The sequence below is a fragment of the Streptomyces alanosinicus genome (assembly GCF_014650595.1).
Taxonomy (GTDB): domain Bacteria; phylum Actinomycetota; class Actinomycetes; order Streptomycetales; family Streptomycetaceae; genus Streptomyces; species Streptomyces alanosinicus.
In genome coordinates this window covers 73272-88362 of the sequence record NZ_BMVG01000023.1, presented here as the reverse complement: position 1 = coordinate 88362, position 15091 = coordinate 73272, and the positions used below count along the sequence as shown (strand labels likewise).

General features: G+C 67.3%; 14 protein-coding genes and 2 pseudogenes. 11 read left to right on the top strand and 5 right to left on the bottom strand.

The features are described from left to right. The first annotated feature begins 3 nt into the window (after positions 1–3). Positions 4–813, top strand: a complete 810-nt coding sequence (locus tag IE277_RS32590) for a GntR family transcriptional regulator (protein ID WP_373310941.1) — start codon at positions 4–6, stop codon at positions 811–813. A 168-nt stretch (positions 814–981) separates the two neighbouring features. Here IE277_RS32590 and IE277_RS32585 read toward each other — a convergent pair whose 3' ends face one another. Then, positions 982–1389, bottom strand: a complete 408-nt coding sequence (locus tag IE277_RS32585) for a RidA family protein (protein ID WP_189957315.1) — start codon at positions 1387–1389, stop codon at positions 982–984. A gap of 122 nt (positions 1390–1511) precedes the next feature. Between IE277_RS32585 and IE277_RS32580 the strand changes: the two genes are divergently transcribed. Together IE277_RS32580 and IE277_RS32575 are read left to right on the top strand one after the other, a co-directional pair. Beyond that, a complete protein-coding gene (locus IE277_RS32580; RefSeq protein WP_189957314.1) occupies positions 1512–1895 on the top strand; it encodes a winged helix-turn-helix transcriptional regulator in 384 nt (127 codons plus the stop codon). Positions 1896–2318: 423 nt separating this feature from the next. Further along, positions 2319–2525, top strand: a complete 207-nt coding sequence (locus IE277_RS32575; protein ID WP_189957313.1) for a hypothetical protein — start codon at positions 2319–2321, stop codon at positions 2523–2525. A gap of 313 nt (positions 2526–2838) precedes the next feature. Here IE277_RS32575 and IE277_RS32570 read toward each other — a convergent pair whose 3' ends face one another. After that, entirely contained in the window at positions 2839–3201 is a 363-nt protein-coding gene (locus IE277_RS32570) for a hypothetical protein (RefSeq protein WP_189957312.1), read from the bottom strand. A gap of 118 nt (positions 3202–3319) precedes the next feature. Between IE277_RS32570 and IE277_RS49745 the strand changes: the two are divergent. From IE277_RS49745 to IE277_RS32545, 6 genes and pseudogenes are all read left to right on the top strand, one after another. Then, a pseudogene (locus IE277_RS49745) lies at positions 3320–3793 on the top strand (Hsp70 family protein); the annotation flags it as partial. Between the two features lie 167 nt (positions 3794–3960). Beyond that, positions 3961–4521: pseudogene (locus IE277_RS49740) on the top strand (Hsp70 family protein); the annotation flags it as partial. 73 nt (positions 4522–4594) lie between these two features. Further along, entirely contained in the window at positions 4595–4945 is a 351-nt protein-coding gene (locus IE277_RS48955; protein WP_268252678.1) for an Hsp70 family protein, read from the top strand. A gap of 540 nt (positions 4946–5485) precedes the next feature. Further along, entirely contained in the window at positions 5486–5920 is a 435-nt protein-coding gene (locus IE277_RS32555; protein WP_189957309.1) for a hypothetical protein, read from the top strand. An 86-nt stretch (positions 5921–6006) separates the two neighbouring features. Further along, the gene (locus tag IE277_RS32550) at positions 6007–7914 is read left to right on the top strand and encodes a YncE family protein (protein ID WP_189957308.1); all 1908 of its coding nucleotides are present in this window, start codon (positions 6007–6009) and stop codon (positions 7912–7914) included. Positions 7915–8243: 329 nt separating this feature from the next. Then, complete coding sequence (locus IE277_RS32545) at positions 8244–9113, top strand: terpene synthase family protein (protein WP_308433440.1); 870 nt, start codon at positions 8244–8246, stop codon at positions 9111–9113. A 77-nt stretch (positions 9114–9190) separates the two neighbouring features. Here IE277_RS32545 and IE277_RS32540 read toward each other — a convergent pair whose 3' ends face one another. Continuing rightward, the gene (locus IE277_RS32540) at positions 9191–10213 is read right to left on the bottom strand and encodes a helix-turn-helix domain-containing protein (protein ID WP_229882128.1); all 1023 of its coding nucleotides are present in this window, start codon (positions 10211–10213) and stop codon (positions 9191–9193) included. 194 nt (positions 10214–10407) lie between these two features. On the opposite strand from IE277_RS32540, the gene IE277_RS32535 reads away from it, so the two are divergent. Further along, positions 10408–11172, top strand: coding sequence for a G1 family glutamic endopeptidase (locus IE277_RS32535; protein WP_189957307.1), 765 nt, complete (start codon positions 10408–10410; stop codon positions 11170–11172). A gap of 156 nt (positions 11173–11328) precedes the next feature. Here the strand turns inward: IE277_RS32535 and IE277_RS32530 are convergent, their stop codons facing one another. Next, positions 11329–12294, bottom strand: coding sequence for an Lrp/AsnC family transcriptional regulator (locus tag IE277_RS32530; protein ID WP_189957306.1), 966 nt, complete (start codon positions 12292–12294; stop codon positions 11329–11331). A 115-nt stretch (positions 12295–12409) separates the two neighbouring features. Here IE277_RS32530 and IE277_RS32525 point away from each other — a divergent pair, with 115 nt between their 5' ends. Then, positions 12410–13846, top strand: coding sequence for an FAD-dependent monooxygenase (locus IE277_RS32525; RefSeq protein WP_189957305.1), 1437 nt, complete (start codon positions 12410–12412; stop codon positions 13844–13846). Positions 13847–13957: 111 nt separating this feature from the next. On the opposite strand, the gene IE277_RS32520 is transcribed toward IE277_RS32525, so the two are convergent. Next, complete coding sequence (locus IE277_RS32520) at positions 13958–14986, bottom strand: alpha/beta hydrolase (protein WP_308433439.1); 1029 nt, start codon at positions 14984–14986, stop codon at positions 13958–13960. Positions 14987–15091 lie beyond the last annotated feature (105 nt).

Genomic DNA, 15091 nt, shown 5'->3' with positions numbered 1-15091 from the left:
GGCGTGAGCAGCGTGCCTGTCGAACCGCCGACCGTCTCCCCGCCCACCGCGCCGGCGACTCTGGCCGCCACACGGGACGGGGTGCCCGAACGGGGCGAGCTGCCGAAGTACTTCCAGGTCAAGCAGAAAATCGACGCGGTCCTCGACGAGCTGGGCCAAGGGGCGACCCTGCCCACCGAGCGGGAGTTCGCCGAGCGGTTCGGGGTCTCGCGGATGACGGTGCGCCAGGCGATCCGCGAGCTGCGGCTGGAGGGGCGGGTCCAGCGCAGCGGCCGGGCCACGGTCACGGCCGGGCCGAAGCTGGTCCAGCCGCTGCTCCTGGCCAGCTACACCGAGGGCGTCCGCCGCCAGGGGCGGCGTCCCGGACGCCAGCTCGTGGTCTTCGAGCGCCTCGCCGCCGACACCACCCTCGCGGCCGGCCTGCGGATCGAGGTCGGCGAGCCGGTCTTCCACCTGGAGCGCCTGTTGCTCGCGGACGAGGAGCGGGTGGGCCTGGAGAGCACCTACCTGTCGGTGGAGCGCTTCCCCGACCTGACCGCCGAATTCGACCCGAGCACATCGCTGTACGCATACCTGCGCACGACGGGCGTGGCCCTCGTGGACGCGGACGAGCGGATCGAGACGGTGCTCGCCTCCCCGCGCGAGGTACAGCTGATCGGCACCAGTCCGGCCCTGCCGATGCTCTTGATGAACCGGGTCACCCGCGACCACGACGGCCGCCCGGTGGAATGCGTCCGCTCCCTCTTCCGCGGCGACCGGTTCAGTTTCACCGCACACCTGAGGGCGGAGGGACCCTCAAGCCCAAGGCCATGAAGTGACGGGCCGGTCGGGCCCGTCAAGAGGATGCCGACGCTGATGGTGGCCCTGTAGATGCGGCGGTCGACGCGCGGACTCTTGTATGCCCTTTACGGGGACCGTGCCAGCTGGCCGCTGAGCGCCGTAGTCGGCCACTGTGGTGCTCAGTGGGCCAAGGGCCGCTGTTCAGTCGAGGACCGCGGTGGCTTCGATCTCGACCAGATGGTCCGGGATGTCCAGTGCCGCTACGCCCAGCAACGTGGCCGGCGGGACCGGGGCGGTCCCCAACCTCGCGGCCGCCCGGGAGATCCCCTCCAGGAGCAGGGGCATCTTGCCGGGGGTCCAGTCGACGACGTAGACGGTCAGTTTTGCCACGTCGTCGAAGGAGGCACCGGCTTCGGCCAGAGCGGTGCCGATGTTGACGTAGCACTGCTCGACCTGCGCGGCGAGGTCGCCTTCGCCGACCGTGGCCCCCTCGGCATCCCACGCGACCTGCCCGGCAATGAAGACCAGTTTCGACCCGGATGCGATCGACACGTGCCGATAGGCGTCGATCTTCGGCAATCCGCTGGGGTTCACCAGAGTGATGGCCATGCTGCCTGCCTCCTTGTCCTGAGATCCCGAGAGACGCACGTGGTCTCTTGTGGTTACTCGGAAACCGTAGGAGAGTGGCCACTGACATGGAAGAACGCACTTTTCGGTGACTGGGGAACCTCGTGGTGACCAAGCAGTTCAAGGGCTCGCTCAAGGATGAAGCAGACCTGACGCGTGCGGACTCGTTGGCGCGGGAGATCTTCTCGGACGTCGCCAACAAGTGGGCGCTTCTGATCATCGAAGCGGTGGGCGAACGCACCCTGCGCTTCACCGAGTTGCGCAACGAGATCGAGGGCATCAGCCACAAGATGCTCACCCAGAACCTGCGCATGCTGGAGCGCAACGGCCTGGTCGAGCGGCGCGTGCACCCCACCGTGCCGCCGCGGGTCGAGTACACCCTCACGGAGCCGGGCCGAGCCCTGCGCGCGACCGTCGACGCCATGTGCGACTGGACCCACCGGTACCTCGGTCACATCGAAACCGCCCGCCACCGCTTCGACTCCTGACGGCTGAAGAATTCGCGCACGCCAACTGGCGGGCTCCAGCTACAGCTGTGCGGTACAAAGTCCACGGCTGTACCGTTATGGAAGAGCCAGTGGCCCAGGTGTCCGTGATGATCTCCTTGTGCCGGGATCCTCGCCCCGGCCACCGGCAACCCGCTGTGGAGCGGGCAGGACGCGCTTGTTTCCCGGCCGGTTCCCACCGGCGCCGCGTCGCTACAGATCCCCTGACGCAGGCGAGCGGGGGTGGCGTCATGGAGGCCAGGACGATTCCGGTCCAGCTCGTACTCGATACGGGAGACGGCGACGAGGAGTATGCCGAGGAGCAACTCCAGCATGTGGTAGCTGAACTGAGCGAGCTGGACCTCGACAGCATCGACCGGGTGACGCAGGGACCGCCGCCACCTGGCAGCCGCTCGACGCCACGCCGTGCAACTCGGTGCGCTCCTACTCGGCCTCGGCGGCAGCGGAGCCCTGCTCCCGGCCCTCGCCGCCCTCGTCCAGAACTGGCTGACGCGGCGCTGTTCGGGCAGCGTCCGTCTCAAGATCGGCGAGGACGAGATCGTACTGACCGGCGCGGGCGACGAGGTGCAGCAGCGCGCGCTGGAGGAATTTCTGCGCCGCCATGGGCAGTGATCCGCCGTGGCGAGCCGTGCCCTGATCATCGCCAACAGCTCCTACGACGACGATCACTTCGGTCACGCTGCCGGCGGCCAGATCGGACGCGGCCGCCCTCGCCGAGGTGCTCGGCGCGCCCGACATCGGCGGCTTCGAGGTCGACACGCTCGTCGACGTGCCCCAGCGGTCCGCGATGCGCGCCCTGGAGTCCTTCCACACCAAGGCCGCGCGCGACGACCTGCTCCTCCTCCCCCTCTCCCTGCACGGCTGGAAGGACACAAGGGGTCACCTGCACTTCATCATGCGGGACACCGAACTCGACTCTCTCCGCTCAACGGCCGGGCCCGCGGAAGTGCTCGGCGACTGGATGGGCGCGAGCCGCTCCCGCCGCATCGTCGTCCTCCTGGACTGCTGCTACAGCGGCGCGTTCCCCATGAACGCCCTGCGCCGAAACGTCGGCCCGCCCACGGTCGATGTGGCGGAGCCGTTCGCGGGCAACGGCCGAGTCGTCCTGACCGCTTCCACGGCCCTGCAGTTCGCCTACGAGGGCGAGCGTGACATCCGGCACAGCCGCGAAGTCCCGGCCCAGCCGTCCGTGTTCACCACGGCGGTGGTCAGCGGCCTGCGCGACGGCTCCGCGGAGCTGGACGGCGACGGCTTCGTCTCCGTCGAGGATCTCTACGAATACGTCCACGAGCAGGTCCGCAACCGCATCGCCGGCCCAGACCCCCACCCTCAGCGTGGACAGTGCCCAGGGCAGGATCTACCTCGCCCGCAGCCCCCGCCACGCGGACGTGGACCACCTGTCCGAGATGCGCGCGGCCGCCTTGGACCCCCAGCCGTGGAAACGCATCGGCTCCCTCCACCTCGTCGAACAGCTCCTGGGCAGCGTCCGCGAACCCACCCGCGACACCGCCCGCGCCTCCCTCCTCGGCCTGATCGCCGATACCGACCGCGAAGTGGCCCGCAGGGCACGGCGGCTGTGGTACGAGCGAGGCCTGGGCGACATCCCCACAGCCCGCGCGTCACGCCCGGCCGCACCCCACCCACCCGCCGGCGGCCGGTTCAGCCCGGTGGTGGGCATCGACTTCGGCACCACGAACTCGGCGATCGGCCTCTTCGAGGGAGAGGACGTCCGCCTGATCCCGAACGCCGAGGGGGCCCTGACCACCCCCAGCCTGGTGGACACCGCCGAGACGGGCGACATCCTGGTGGGCACCCCCGCCAAGCGCCAGGCGATCACCAACCCCGACTGCACCATCCGCTCCGCGAAGCTGAAGCTTGGCACGGACTGGAGCATCACCCGCGGAACAGTCCATCTGACGGCGCAGGCCGTGGCCGAACACATCCTGCGGCAACTGCGCGAGGACGCCGAAGCGTACGTGGGCAGCCCGCTGTACGGCGCCGTCCTCACCGTTCCCGCCAACTCGACCTGGCCCAGCGCGCGGCACTTGTGGAGGCCGCCGACGGGGCCGGGATCCGCGCGCTGCGGGTCATCAACGAGCCGACCGCGGCAGCCCTCACCTACGGCGCTGATCGGTACGAGGACGCAACCGTCCTCGTCTACGACCTCGGCGGCGGCACACTTGACGTCTCGCTCATCGAGATCGGAGACGGTGTGGTCGAGGTGAAGGCGCAAGCGGGCGACAACCACCTCGGCGGCGACGACTGGGATCAGCGGATCGTCGAGTATCTCCTCGCGCGGGTGCGCCATCAGTACGGGATGGATCTCTCCTCGAACGTCGAAGTGATGCAGCGGTTCCGGGAAGCAGCCGAGGCAGCGAAGATCGCCCTGTTCGCAGCGAGCACCACAACCATGGTGTTGCCCTGCCTCACCTCGTCCGGGAGTGGCCCCCTGCACCTTGAGGAGACCCTCACCCGCCGGGAATTCGAGTCCATGACGCAGGACCTGCTGGAACACTGCCGCGCACCGGTCGAACAAGCCCTCCGCCACGCCATGATCGAGCCGTCCGAGCTGAACCAGATCATCCTGACCGGCGGCGCCACCCGGATGCCCGCGATCGGCACGTTGGTGAGCGACATCATGGGCGGCAGGCAGCCCTACTGCGGCCTCATCCCGGAAAGGGATCGTCACCGGGGCCGCTCTCCTGTGCGCCATCATGACTGGACGCATCAGGCACGCCCTTCTTCTCGACGCCTGCTCGGCCTCGCTCGGGTTGGAAACCACCGGCGGAATCATGACGAAGATCATCGAGCGCAACACGACCATCCCGACGAAGCGCAGCGAGCTCTTCACCACCGACAGCTCCAACCAAGGAACCATGTTCTTGCACATCGTCGAAGGCGAGTCGGAGCGGGCCTCGCAGAACCGGTCACTCGCCGTGCTGGAGCTCACCGACCTGCCGCCCCGCTGGGACTCGTTCCGCTCGCTCCTTCCCCGCATCCCCGATCCGGCCGACGGCTCAGACAGCACCTGAACGAGCGGCACACCATACGACCTGGGCTGTCGGCCAGTTCGTGGCGGGCGGCGCCGAGGGATCCCGAACTGCGGGGTTACGGACCGGGCTGGGCGAACAGGCCGGGTTCGGCCTCGGTGGACCCGGGCGAGCAGCGCCACCTTCGGCACTCGTGCCCGACCAATAAACAGAGGACCCACCGGTTTCGGTTCATTATTGGGCACCATTGATTTGGCCAGGACGCTACGCAATCTGCAGTTCGATTACGTCCTGAAGCGGCCCCTCCGAACTGGTCGTCGCAGGTCACGGACGGCGCCATTGCACAGCTTCGTTCAAAGGGAAACCTACTGGAGATCATTTCCGGCCGCCGTGGCGCCCGGAGTAACAGCGTCACAGCGTGCCCGTGACCAGGCGAATGGCGAGAAACCGCAGGGCCGGGCTGGATAGATCGATCACCGTAGGGGTAGGAAGGCACACGATGATCCTGGTGCATGGCGAGAAAGAGCCCCCTCTTGTCAAGGGGTTATTCCGCGCCCACCGAGAGGACCCGGAGGGAATTTCATGTCTTTCAAGAACATCTTCGACGGCGGCGGAAGCGAAGCAAAGTCCGCCGAAGAGTCGGCTCAAAACGTCTCTGAAAAAATTCCTGGCGCCCGACCCGAGCGGGAAGGGGTCGATCCGGAGCTCTACGACGGTATTCCTGAGGCTGCGCGCGATCCGAAGATCATGCGTGAGACGTCGCCCGAGGCGCTCAGCATCATGAACAACTTCCTCACCCCTCTGTTCAAGAACACCCAGACAGCAGCCGACAAGCAGCGGGAAGCCAGCGAGAACCCCGAATCGACATCCGGTATGGCTTCTTCGGCCAAGGATGAGGCAGCCAAGAAGGTGAAGGTGGAGATCAGTGGCGAAGACCAGCCGAAGACCAGCGACGAACGGCTGGACCAATTCAGGAAGGACAACTATGAATCGGTCAAGAACGTCAAGAGGACCTGACGGCGGGTCGGCCGAGCAGTGCGGGCCGACAATCAAACAATCACTGACGCATCGTTGAGTTCTACTACGCGAGGAGACCGAAGGGCATGGGCGGCGCCACCAAGAACAATGTGAGTACAGCCTATCTTGGCGAACGCTTTATGCGTCACCCGATGACGGGGCGCAACCTGAAGGAGCTGAACATCGCCGAAAGGGCCGATGCCATCCTGGCGCGGGACCGGGAAAAACTGAAGAGGAAGGCCGAGAGGAAATCGCCGGATGGAACGGACCGGTATGTCTCCCCTGTCGGGTTTTCTTTGAACAAGGAGCGATTCAGTGAATTTCCCGTTGGGGAGGCTGCCGCACACGAGCGCGGGTGGCGCGCCTATATGACGGTGGGGGTACCGCTGGTCGAAGAGCGAGGCGACATTGTGCAGCCTCCTCCGGACGTGATCTCCAAGCAGACGTACGTCAATCGAACCGACCCCGTCCCCACCAAATGGTCGCACACCGTCGAATTCTCCATTTCGAATACAATCAGCTGGTCTCTCCAGGGGCAGGTGCAGCTCACCTTTGGGGCAAAGGTCAGCGCATCACTGCAAGAGCAGTTACAGAAGAGCATGGCGATGAACCAGTCCGAGAAGATCACCCTGAAGAACAGTAAAGACAATCAGGGTGCTGACGCAGAGTCCCAGTCACAAATGACAAGCACCACAACGGCCACGAGTACCGCCACGGGCACCGGGGAATTGTCGGCACAGCTGATGCTTGGGATCACTGCTTCTGTCAGTGGTTCGCTGACCACTTCGTTCAAGACGTCGTCCACTCTGAGCGGGGAGGTTGCCAGCCGGGTAGATGTCCTGGCCACGCAGCGACGCCAGGTGAGGCGGTTCGACTACGAATACCCCGTCTCCTTCGGGGGGTGGGTCGCTCTGTATTACCCGGAGCCGGTAGAGGTCAAGGAAACCCGTCCGGACGGCCCGCAGGCACAGGAACCGAAATACTCCAGGGTGATTGCCTGGAAGCTCGGTGAGACCGGCACGGCCACGGAAGCCTTCGACTTGACCGATGAAGGCAAGCCGTTCCTGCAGAAAGGGGAGGCCGAGGTCGTGTCCACCCTCGCCGGGGTGCACGAGGTCTTCGAGCTTGAAACGCTCAATTTCGACATGAAGAATCACCCTCTTTACAAGGGTGGCAGTGGCGGGCAAACGAGCCCGAGAGAGGCTCCCGTCGAACTCGCCACCGGGTTGGGTACGGCCGATGGCCTGGCGCTGGACCTGACGAACCAAAAGGCGTACGTCACCGACCGGTACAGCGGCGGCAAGCTGTACAAGGTCGATCTCGCCGGCGGTGGCACGGACTGGGTCCTGGAGAAACTGGGACAAGTCAACGATGTGGCGCTGGACCTGCCCGGCAACAAGGCCTACGTCACCGACTACATCGGCAAGCGCCTGTTCACGGTGAACCTGTCCGATCAGTCCGCCTCCCCGGTCACGGTCGCCGAGGGTATGTTCGCGTACGGCGTCGCGCTCGACCTGCCGGGCAAGAAGGCCTATGTCACCGACGTCGAGAACGGAAAGCTGATCGAGTTCGACCTGAACAGCGCCCCGGCGTCGAAGCAGCGCACCTGGGACGTGCCGAGGGCCGCCGGAGTAGCGCTGAACGGGGGCAAGGCGTACATCGGGCAGTACGACCGCGGCGGCCTGTACGAGGTCGACCTGAGCGCGGATGGCGGCGCCCCGCGGAACGTGGCCACCAACCTCGGGAACAGCGTCCGTGTGGCGCTGGACGGCGCGGTCAACGCATACGTCTCCGACTCCAGCGGCGGCAAGCTGCATGAGGTCGCCGTGGCCGACGGCGAGGCCAAGGGCCTTCGGCGCGTGGTGGCCGACGGTCTCGGCACGGTCTGCGGCGTCGGGCTCGACCGCGCCAACGGACGGATCTACGTCAGCAATCGGCAGGGCAAGCTGTTGCGGCTCTCCGGCGTGCTGCCCGACACCGCGGCGAAGTCGTAGCCCAGGGCGTTGATTCGCGGTGGGCGGGCGGGCATGGATGCCTTGATCATGTGGGTTGCCGAGGCTCACCTGATCGACGGGGTGCCCATGCCCGCCCGCGCCATGGCGTCGCAGGGCTCGGCAGGTGTCGGGACGTGTGCCGGAGGTGCTTCTGTCCGCCCTGGCGAGGGTGACGTTGTTCGGAAGTACGGAAGTACGGAAGGCGTATGCCGCAGGACATCGAATTCACGGTGCCCCTTGAGAGCCGCGTCAGCCCGGAGTTGGAACGGGCTCGGGTGCGCCATATGGCATGAGTGAGGGCTTCAGGGCTGGTCTGCAGCGGGGAAGCCATGCGTCGGTATGAGTTCTCCCGGGTGTCCGAGAGTGCTGCCTATGGTTTTCCGGGGGCGGTCGGCGAGGACTTGGACCTCTGTTTCGACCTTCTTGGATGGTTCTTCCTCTTCGATGACCAATTCGACGCCCGGGACGGGCGGACGGGAGATGCGTTGGCCGTCTGCCAGGAACTGGTGGATTCGCTGCGATCGGGCTCGCCCGGCGGAGGGCGGCCGGCGCCGGTCGTGGCGGCCTTCACGGACTGCTGGCAGCGGATGAGCAGGGGAATGTCCGATCAGTGGCGCAGGCGTACTGTCCACGACTGGGTGGACTACTTGGCGGGCTGGCCCACCAAGATCGCCGACAGGATGCACGGCGTGCTGCCGGACCCGGCCTCGCATCTGCGGGCGCGCCGCAGAACGATCGGTGCCCGGCCTCTCCTCGCTGTGGCTGAACGGGTCGGGCACTTCGAGGTTCCGCTGTTGGTCTGGTGCTCCAGCCATGTGGAGAGGATGCGGATCGCCACCTGTGACGTGATCATCGCCATGAATGAGATTCACTCACTGGAGAAGGACCAGGCCGGGGGACACCCCAACCTCGTCTCACGCCTCATGTGCCATCGCGGTCACTCGCAGGCCGAGGCTGTCCGGCAGGTGTGCGGTGAGGTCCGCCTTTCAGTCGAGTCTTTCCTGGAACTGCGGTCCGGACTGCCCCATCTGGCGCAGGTGCTCGGCGGCGGAGCGCCCGAGCTCCACCGGTACGCCGATGCGCAGGCCTCCTGGATTCGCGGCTATCACGATTGGGGACGGACGGCTCCGCGGTACACCACCCGAGGCCATCCCGGTGACCTCGGACTGGAGAACCTCGTCGTCCGGAAGCCGAGCTGAGCTGTGCGATGGCACGGTGCCCTCTGGGGTGCGGCTTCGATGCCGGGGCCGATCGCGTCGTCCTCGTCGCAGAGCCCTTAGAGCAGACCGGCCCGGGCCGCCTGTATGCCTGCCTGGAAGCGGGTCCGCGCGCCGAGGTCGTCCATCACCTCGTGCACCCACCGCTGGACGGTACGGGGTGAGACGCCCAACTGGCGAGCGATGCTGTCGTCGGTGAACCCGGCCGACAACAGAGTCAGCAGTTCACCCCGGCGGTTCCCCGTGCCGAGCGTCGGGCCGCCCGTGTCCGGCACTCGTACCGCCCGATGCCAGTACGCCTCGAACATTCCGGTCAGCGCGTCCAGCAGGGAAGAGGCGCGGACCAGTACCGCGGCCTGCAACTCGGAGCCGGTGGCCACCGGCAGCATGGCCCAGCGATCGTCCACCATGGCCAGCTTGCACGGGAGTCGGGGCAGTAGCCTCGCCTCCTCACCGGCCGCGACCACCTCGCGGATCTCGGCCAGTCGGCCGGGGGCGCTGACCGAACCTGCCTCGTACACCGCGCGGATGCGCACGCTGCGGGCCAGCAGGGAGCGCTCCAGTTCGGTGTCGGTGGGCGAGATGTGCGGGGGCTTGTCGAACAGCATGAGATGCCGTCGTGCGCCGTCTTGCATCTGCCGCCAGCGCTCGGCGATGGCGGCCTGTCCGGTGACCACCTCCATCAGATCAGTCGTCTGCGGTTGCTGGGCCCGTCGGTAGGCCCGCATCAGCTCGCCCACCCGGCCGCGGGTACGGAGCAGTTCCTCCTCCCGGCGTAGCAGCAGCGCCTCGACGGCGACGTCGGGCGCCGCCGCTGACCAGCGGGCCGGATCGCCATCGTGCCGGGTGACAAGACCCTGTTGGGCCAGCGCGGTCAGCAGCTGCTCGGCGCGGTCGGCCGTGATGCCCAACTCCATGGCGAGACCGGCTTCCGTACAGCGTGCAGTGGCGAGGACACGTAGATAGGCGTTCTGTTCTGCTTCTGGAATACCTAGGCCTTCGAGCAGACCACCAGAGGCCGCGCGCAGAGGAGTCGGCGGCTGGGCCGCGCCTGAGGCAGTGTGAAAACCGGCTGGGAACACCCTGACCGTCCTTCGGCTCCGGGCGGGCGGAGCTCGACGAGCGGTACCCGCCAGCAGGTCATTGTGTCATGTTCTCGCCATGGCGGGTTCCTGTTGACGCCTGACTCTTGAGCGTTCACACAAGCCACACCCACGATGAACCCCGGTCTGACAGGCCCCGAACATCGACTCCATCCCCCACAGGAGACCGGTACATGGGCATGAACATAGGAACCAGACGCAATTGTCTCACCGGCCGAACGGCAGCCGCGGGTCTGCTGCTCACTGCCGTCGCTCTCGTCCCGGCGTGCGCCGGCACGTCGGCGGCCGCCGTCAGTTCGGGCTTCGGCCCGCACGCGGGGCGGTTCCAGGACAGCAACTGGGGCGGATACGTTGCCACCGGAAGCTTCAGCACCATCAGTGGCTCCTGGACCGAACCGCATGTCACCTGCAACAGCGGTAACGACCTGTTCGCGCCTTGGGTCGGCCTGGACGGCTACGGCTCGCGGACGGTGGAACAGACCGGTGTGCAGACCGACTGTTCCAGCGGGTCGCCGGTCCTTTCCGCCTGGTACGAGATGTACCCGGCTGCGCCGGTGTACTGGAACGACCCGGTCTCCGAAGGCGACAGCATCACGGCCTCAGCGGTCTCCAACGGCGGAGGCAGCTACACGCTGACGCTCACGGACAACACCCAGGGCTGGACCGAACATACAGAGCAGAACCTCGGCGCGGACAACACCAGCGCCGAAGCGGTCATCGAGTCCCCCACCCAGAGCTATCCGTCCTTCAGCGAACTGGACTTCTCCGGTGTGACGGTGGACGGCCAGCCGTTCGACGCGACGAACCCGCAGTCGCTCACCAGCGGCGGCTACGCGCCGGGACCGCTGTCCGGAGGCTCCTTCTCCATCACACCGGGCGGAGCTGCTGCCCGTACGCCGCACACACCCGCCGAACGGCCGGACACAATCCGCTACTGACGGCCACTCAGCACACGCCCCGAGCGAGCCACCAGCGGTGCCCGGACCACGCAGGTCCGGGCACCCCGTCCGTCCGGTCAGACGGCCGAAGAAGCCCCAGCCGGTGACCTCACCACAGCCCGCCTCCTGCCCGTGAACTGCTTGATCACCATGTTGCTATGTCTCGTTCGCCGCCTGCTTGACGGTCCTGATCACTGGTGCCGTTTCGAGGTGCGTGATCGCTGGGAGTGCGGCGACCCGGGTGGTCAGGTACCGGTACAGCTCCCGTTGGTTCGCGCACACCACGCTCGCGTACAGATTGGTCGGGCCGGTCGTGGCGGCGGCGAACGCGATCTCCGGATGCCCGGCCAGTGCCCGACCGGCCTCCTCCAGGTATGCGGGGGCGACCGAGAGCCAGAGCAGGGTTCGGGCGTTCACGCCGAACATGCGCCAGTCGACATCGATGTCGAGGTAGAGCAGGCCGTGTTCGCGCAGCTCCGTCATCCGGCGCCGGACCGTCATCGGCGACCAGCCGGTCGCCGCGGCCAACTGCTCGAACCCGGCTCGGCCGTCGACGGAGAGCAGGGCGAGGAGTTTGCGGTCACCGTCGTCGAGCCGCACCGGTCCCTGTCGATACGGCACCGGAGGCGGGCGCAGTCGCTCGATCGCCTCCTCGTCCAACGACCCTAGTTTTCCGACCAGGTTGTCCGGGCCGCCGTAGAAGGCGTGCAGCACGGAGTGTGCGGTCACGCCCTCCACGCGCGGGGTGCGGGGGAGTTTGGCCAGCAGCAGGGCCTCGCTGTCCGCCTCGCTCTCGGTTCGGACCACGCAGGTGATCTCGGTGCCGCCGGAACTGAGGCTCACCCAGGACGTGTCGGGGCGTCTGGCCAGCGCCTCGGCGACCGGGAGCGACGCGGCGGGCGCACATCGCACCCGCAGAAACCACAGGATGGCGCCCAGTGCGGTTGGGTCGACTCCGCCGAGCACCCGTACCGCCCCGGCCGACCGCAACCGGGCGTAGCGGCGGGCGATGGTGCGATCCGATACGCCGAGAACCTCGGCGATGGTGCTGAACGGGGCACGGCCGTCGATCTGCAGTGCGTGCACGAGCCGCCGATCCAGCTCGTCGTAGTCGGATTCCACCGCGCTGAGGTTAGACGGTGTCAGATATCAGCACAATCGAGCTGGTTTCTCGCTCGGGCGGCTCGGCCGGCGGAGCGTTGCTTCTGTCCTGATCGACACAGACAGAGGAGAGCCCGTGGACACCGATGTGCTCATCGTCGGCGCCGGCCCGACCGGAATGACGCTGGCCAACGAGCTGCTGATGGCGGGGGTGTCGACTGTGCTGGTCGACAAGCTGTCGCAGCGCAGCGACCTGTCCAAGGCAGGCGGCGTGCAGTCCCGCACACTGGAGGCGCTCGACCAGCGAGGACTGCTGGAGCCTTTGCTGGCCACCGGAGATCACCCCGTCACCACCGGCCACTTCGCCGGTATCCCACTCCCGCTCCACTCCGACCGGCACCGTCTGCCATGGCGGTCCGTGCCACAGGTGGTGATCGAGGGATTCTTCGAGCGGCATCTCGCCGCGCACGGTCTCCACGCCCGCAGGGACCACGAACTGGTCGGCCTCGCCCAGGACGACAACGGGGTCGCCGTGGCCTTCGCCAACGGTGTCACCCTCCGCTCCCGTTACCTCGTCGCCGCCGACGGCGCCCACAGCACCGTGCGGTCCCTGCTGCGGGCCGGGTTTCCCGGTCAGCCGGGTACGTTGACGATCATCTCCGCCGACGTGCGGCTGAGCGGCGTCGACCCGTCCGCGTCGCACACCTGGAACGAGGACGGGCACTGGGCGGCGCTGTTCCCGCTCGGCACCGATCCGCAGGGCAGGCGGCTGCGCCGACTGGTCCTCGGCGGGCCGGGCCGGTCTCTGCCGAGGGATATCCTGGTCACCGAGGACGAAATCCGCCACGGCTTGAGCACCGTGTTCGGAACCCGGGTGCACCTGCTCGAACTGCGCTATGCCCGCCGTATCACCAACGCGTCACGGCAGGTCGAGCGGTATCGGCACGGGCGGGTGTTCCTGGCGGGCGATGCCGCTCATGTCCACCTTCCGCTCGGCGCACAGGGCATGAACACCGGGATGCAGGACGCGCTCAACCTCGGTTGGAAGCTCGGTGCCGCCGTGCACGGCTGGGCGCCGGAGAACCTGCTCGACACGTACCACACGGAGCGGCATCCGGCCGGGGCCGCCGTATTGCGCAATGTCCGGGCACAGAGCCTGCTGATGGACTGGGCCGGCACCCGCGATCCGGACGTGCTCGCCGCTCGGGAGATCTTCACGGCCATGGCCCAACTCCCGGATGTCCAGCACCATCTCGCCGACCTGATGTCCGGGATGGCCATCCGCTATCCGATGCCGGGCACCGAAACCCATCCGCTCGTCGGCCGGCCCGCACCGGATCTGGACCTGGGCCCGGCCCGGGTGCACGAACTGCTGCGTTCCGGGCACGGCATCCTGCTGGACCCGGCCGACACATTCGCTGGGATCGCCGGTCCCTGGTCGGAGCGGGTGGACCGGGCGGGCCAGGGCGCCGACACCGAGCCGATGCTCATACGGCCGGACGGTTATGTGTGTTGGGCCGGCGCGGATGACCTGGAACCGGCGCTCGTCCGCTGGTTCGGCGAGCCCCGCTGAACCGACGTACAGGACACCCGCCGCCGTGCCCGGCTTCGTCCTCGAAGACGAGCCATGCTCCACAGGCCGCCGTATGCGTCCCGATGGCTTGCCGGTGGACCGGTCCCTGACTCAGGAAGACGGCGTGGGGCCCTCCATCTGTTCGCTGATCCACTGCATGGGCCCCTCCATCTTCTTCAGGTAGGTGGCGCCGTTGTGGGTGCCGTCGGGTATCTCCCACAGCCTGGTGTGGACCGGGCCCTTGCCGTAGGTGGCCATGAAGTTCTTGACGGCGCTGATGGTCGCGGCGTTCTCCTTCGTGCCGACCTGGAACGCGACGTAGACGTCCGGCCCCTTGGCGGCCGCCAGCCGCTTGGCCAGCACCTTGGGGTTGTTCTCCTGCATTTCCTTCTCGTGGCCCCTCCACAGCGGGGAGTCGGGGACGATGTCGGGGCCGTTGGCGATGGCGGTCTTGAACTTGTCGGGGTACTTCAGGACGGCCTTCAGGCTCGCGAAGCCGCCGGTGGAGGAACCCATGTAGCTCCAGCCCGCACGGTCCTTGATGGTGCGGAAGTTGGCCTTCATCAGATCCGGGACGTCCTCCGTCAGCCATGTGCCCATCTTCGGCTGGTTGGGAATGTCACTGGCATCCCAGTAGATGCCGTGTGTGTCCGGTCCCGGATTGAGGATCGGCATGGCCAGCAGGAAGGGCTTGCTCCTGCCCTCCTCGTACCATGTGGAGATGCTCTTCTCCAGCGAGAGCCCGTCCGGGCCGAACTCGCCCACCGACCAGTAGTTGCTGTCGTTGCCGGGACCGCCGGGCAGGGCGATCATCACAGGGAAGCCGCTCGTGGCGAACTTCGCGTCCTGGTACTCCTTGGGCGCCCAGACCCACACCTTGCCCTTGAACCCGGACTTCGGCCCGTCCAGGGTGACGACGCTGACATGGGTGCCGTCGCTCAGGGTCTTGACGTTCCTGAACTCGGCCTTGGGGCCTGTGGGCATCAGCGTCCTGGAGCCGGCGGCGGTCTTCGCGCTCTTCCCGTGCTGCGTGCCGCCGGCCTGGTCGTAGGTGACGGGGGCGCCCTTGTCCGTGAACGGCGGGATCTCGTAGTGGCTCATCACCTGCCAGGCGACCAGCCCGAGCGTGGCCACGGACACCGCCCCGATGATCGAGCGACGGGCACGGGACGCACGGCGCCGGCCACGGGACCGGTGGACCCCGGCGGATCGGTTTCTCATCTTGCGGCTCCGGCTGGCACTGCC

Excerpts from the sequence above, each read along its gene's own strand:
- IE277_RS32550 (WP_189957308.1), top strand. The coding sequence starts at position 6,007 with ATGGGCGGCGCCACCAAGAACAATGTGAGTACAGCCTATCTTGGCGAA.
- IE277_RS32585 (WP_189957315.1), bottom strand. The coding sequence starts at position 1,389 with ATGGCCATCACTCTGGTGAACCCCAGCGGATTGCCGAAGATCGACGCC.
- IE277_RS32545 (WP_308433440.1), top strand. The coding sequence starts at position 8,244 with ATGCGTCGGTATGAGTTCTCCCGGGTGTCCGAGAGTGCTGCCTATGGT.
- IE277_RS32555 (WP_189957309.1), top strand. The coding sequence starts at position 5,486 with ATGTCTTTCAAGAACATCTTCGACGGCGGCGGAAGCGAAGCAAAGTCC.
- IE277_RS32535 (WP_189957307.1), top strand. The coding sequence starts at position 10,408 with ATGGGCATGAACATAGGAACCAGACGCAATTGTCTCACCGGCCGAACG.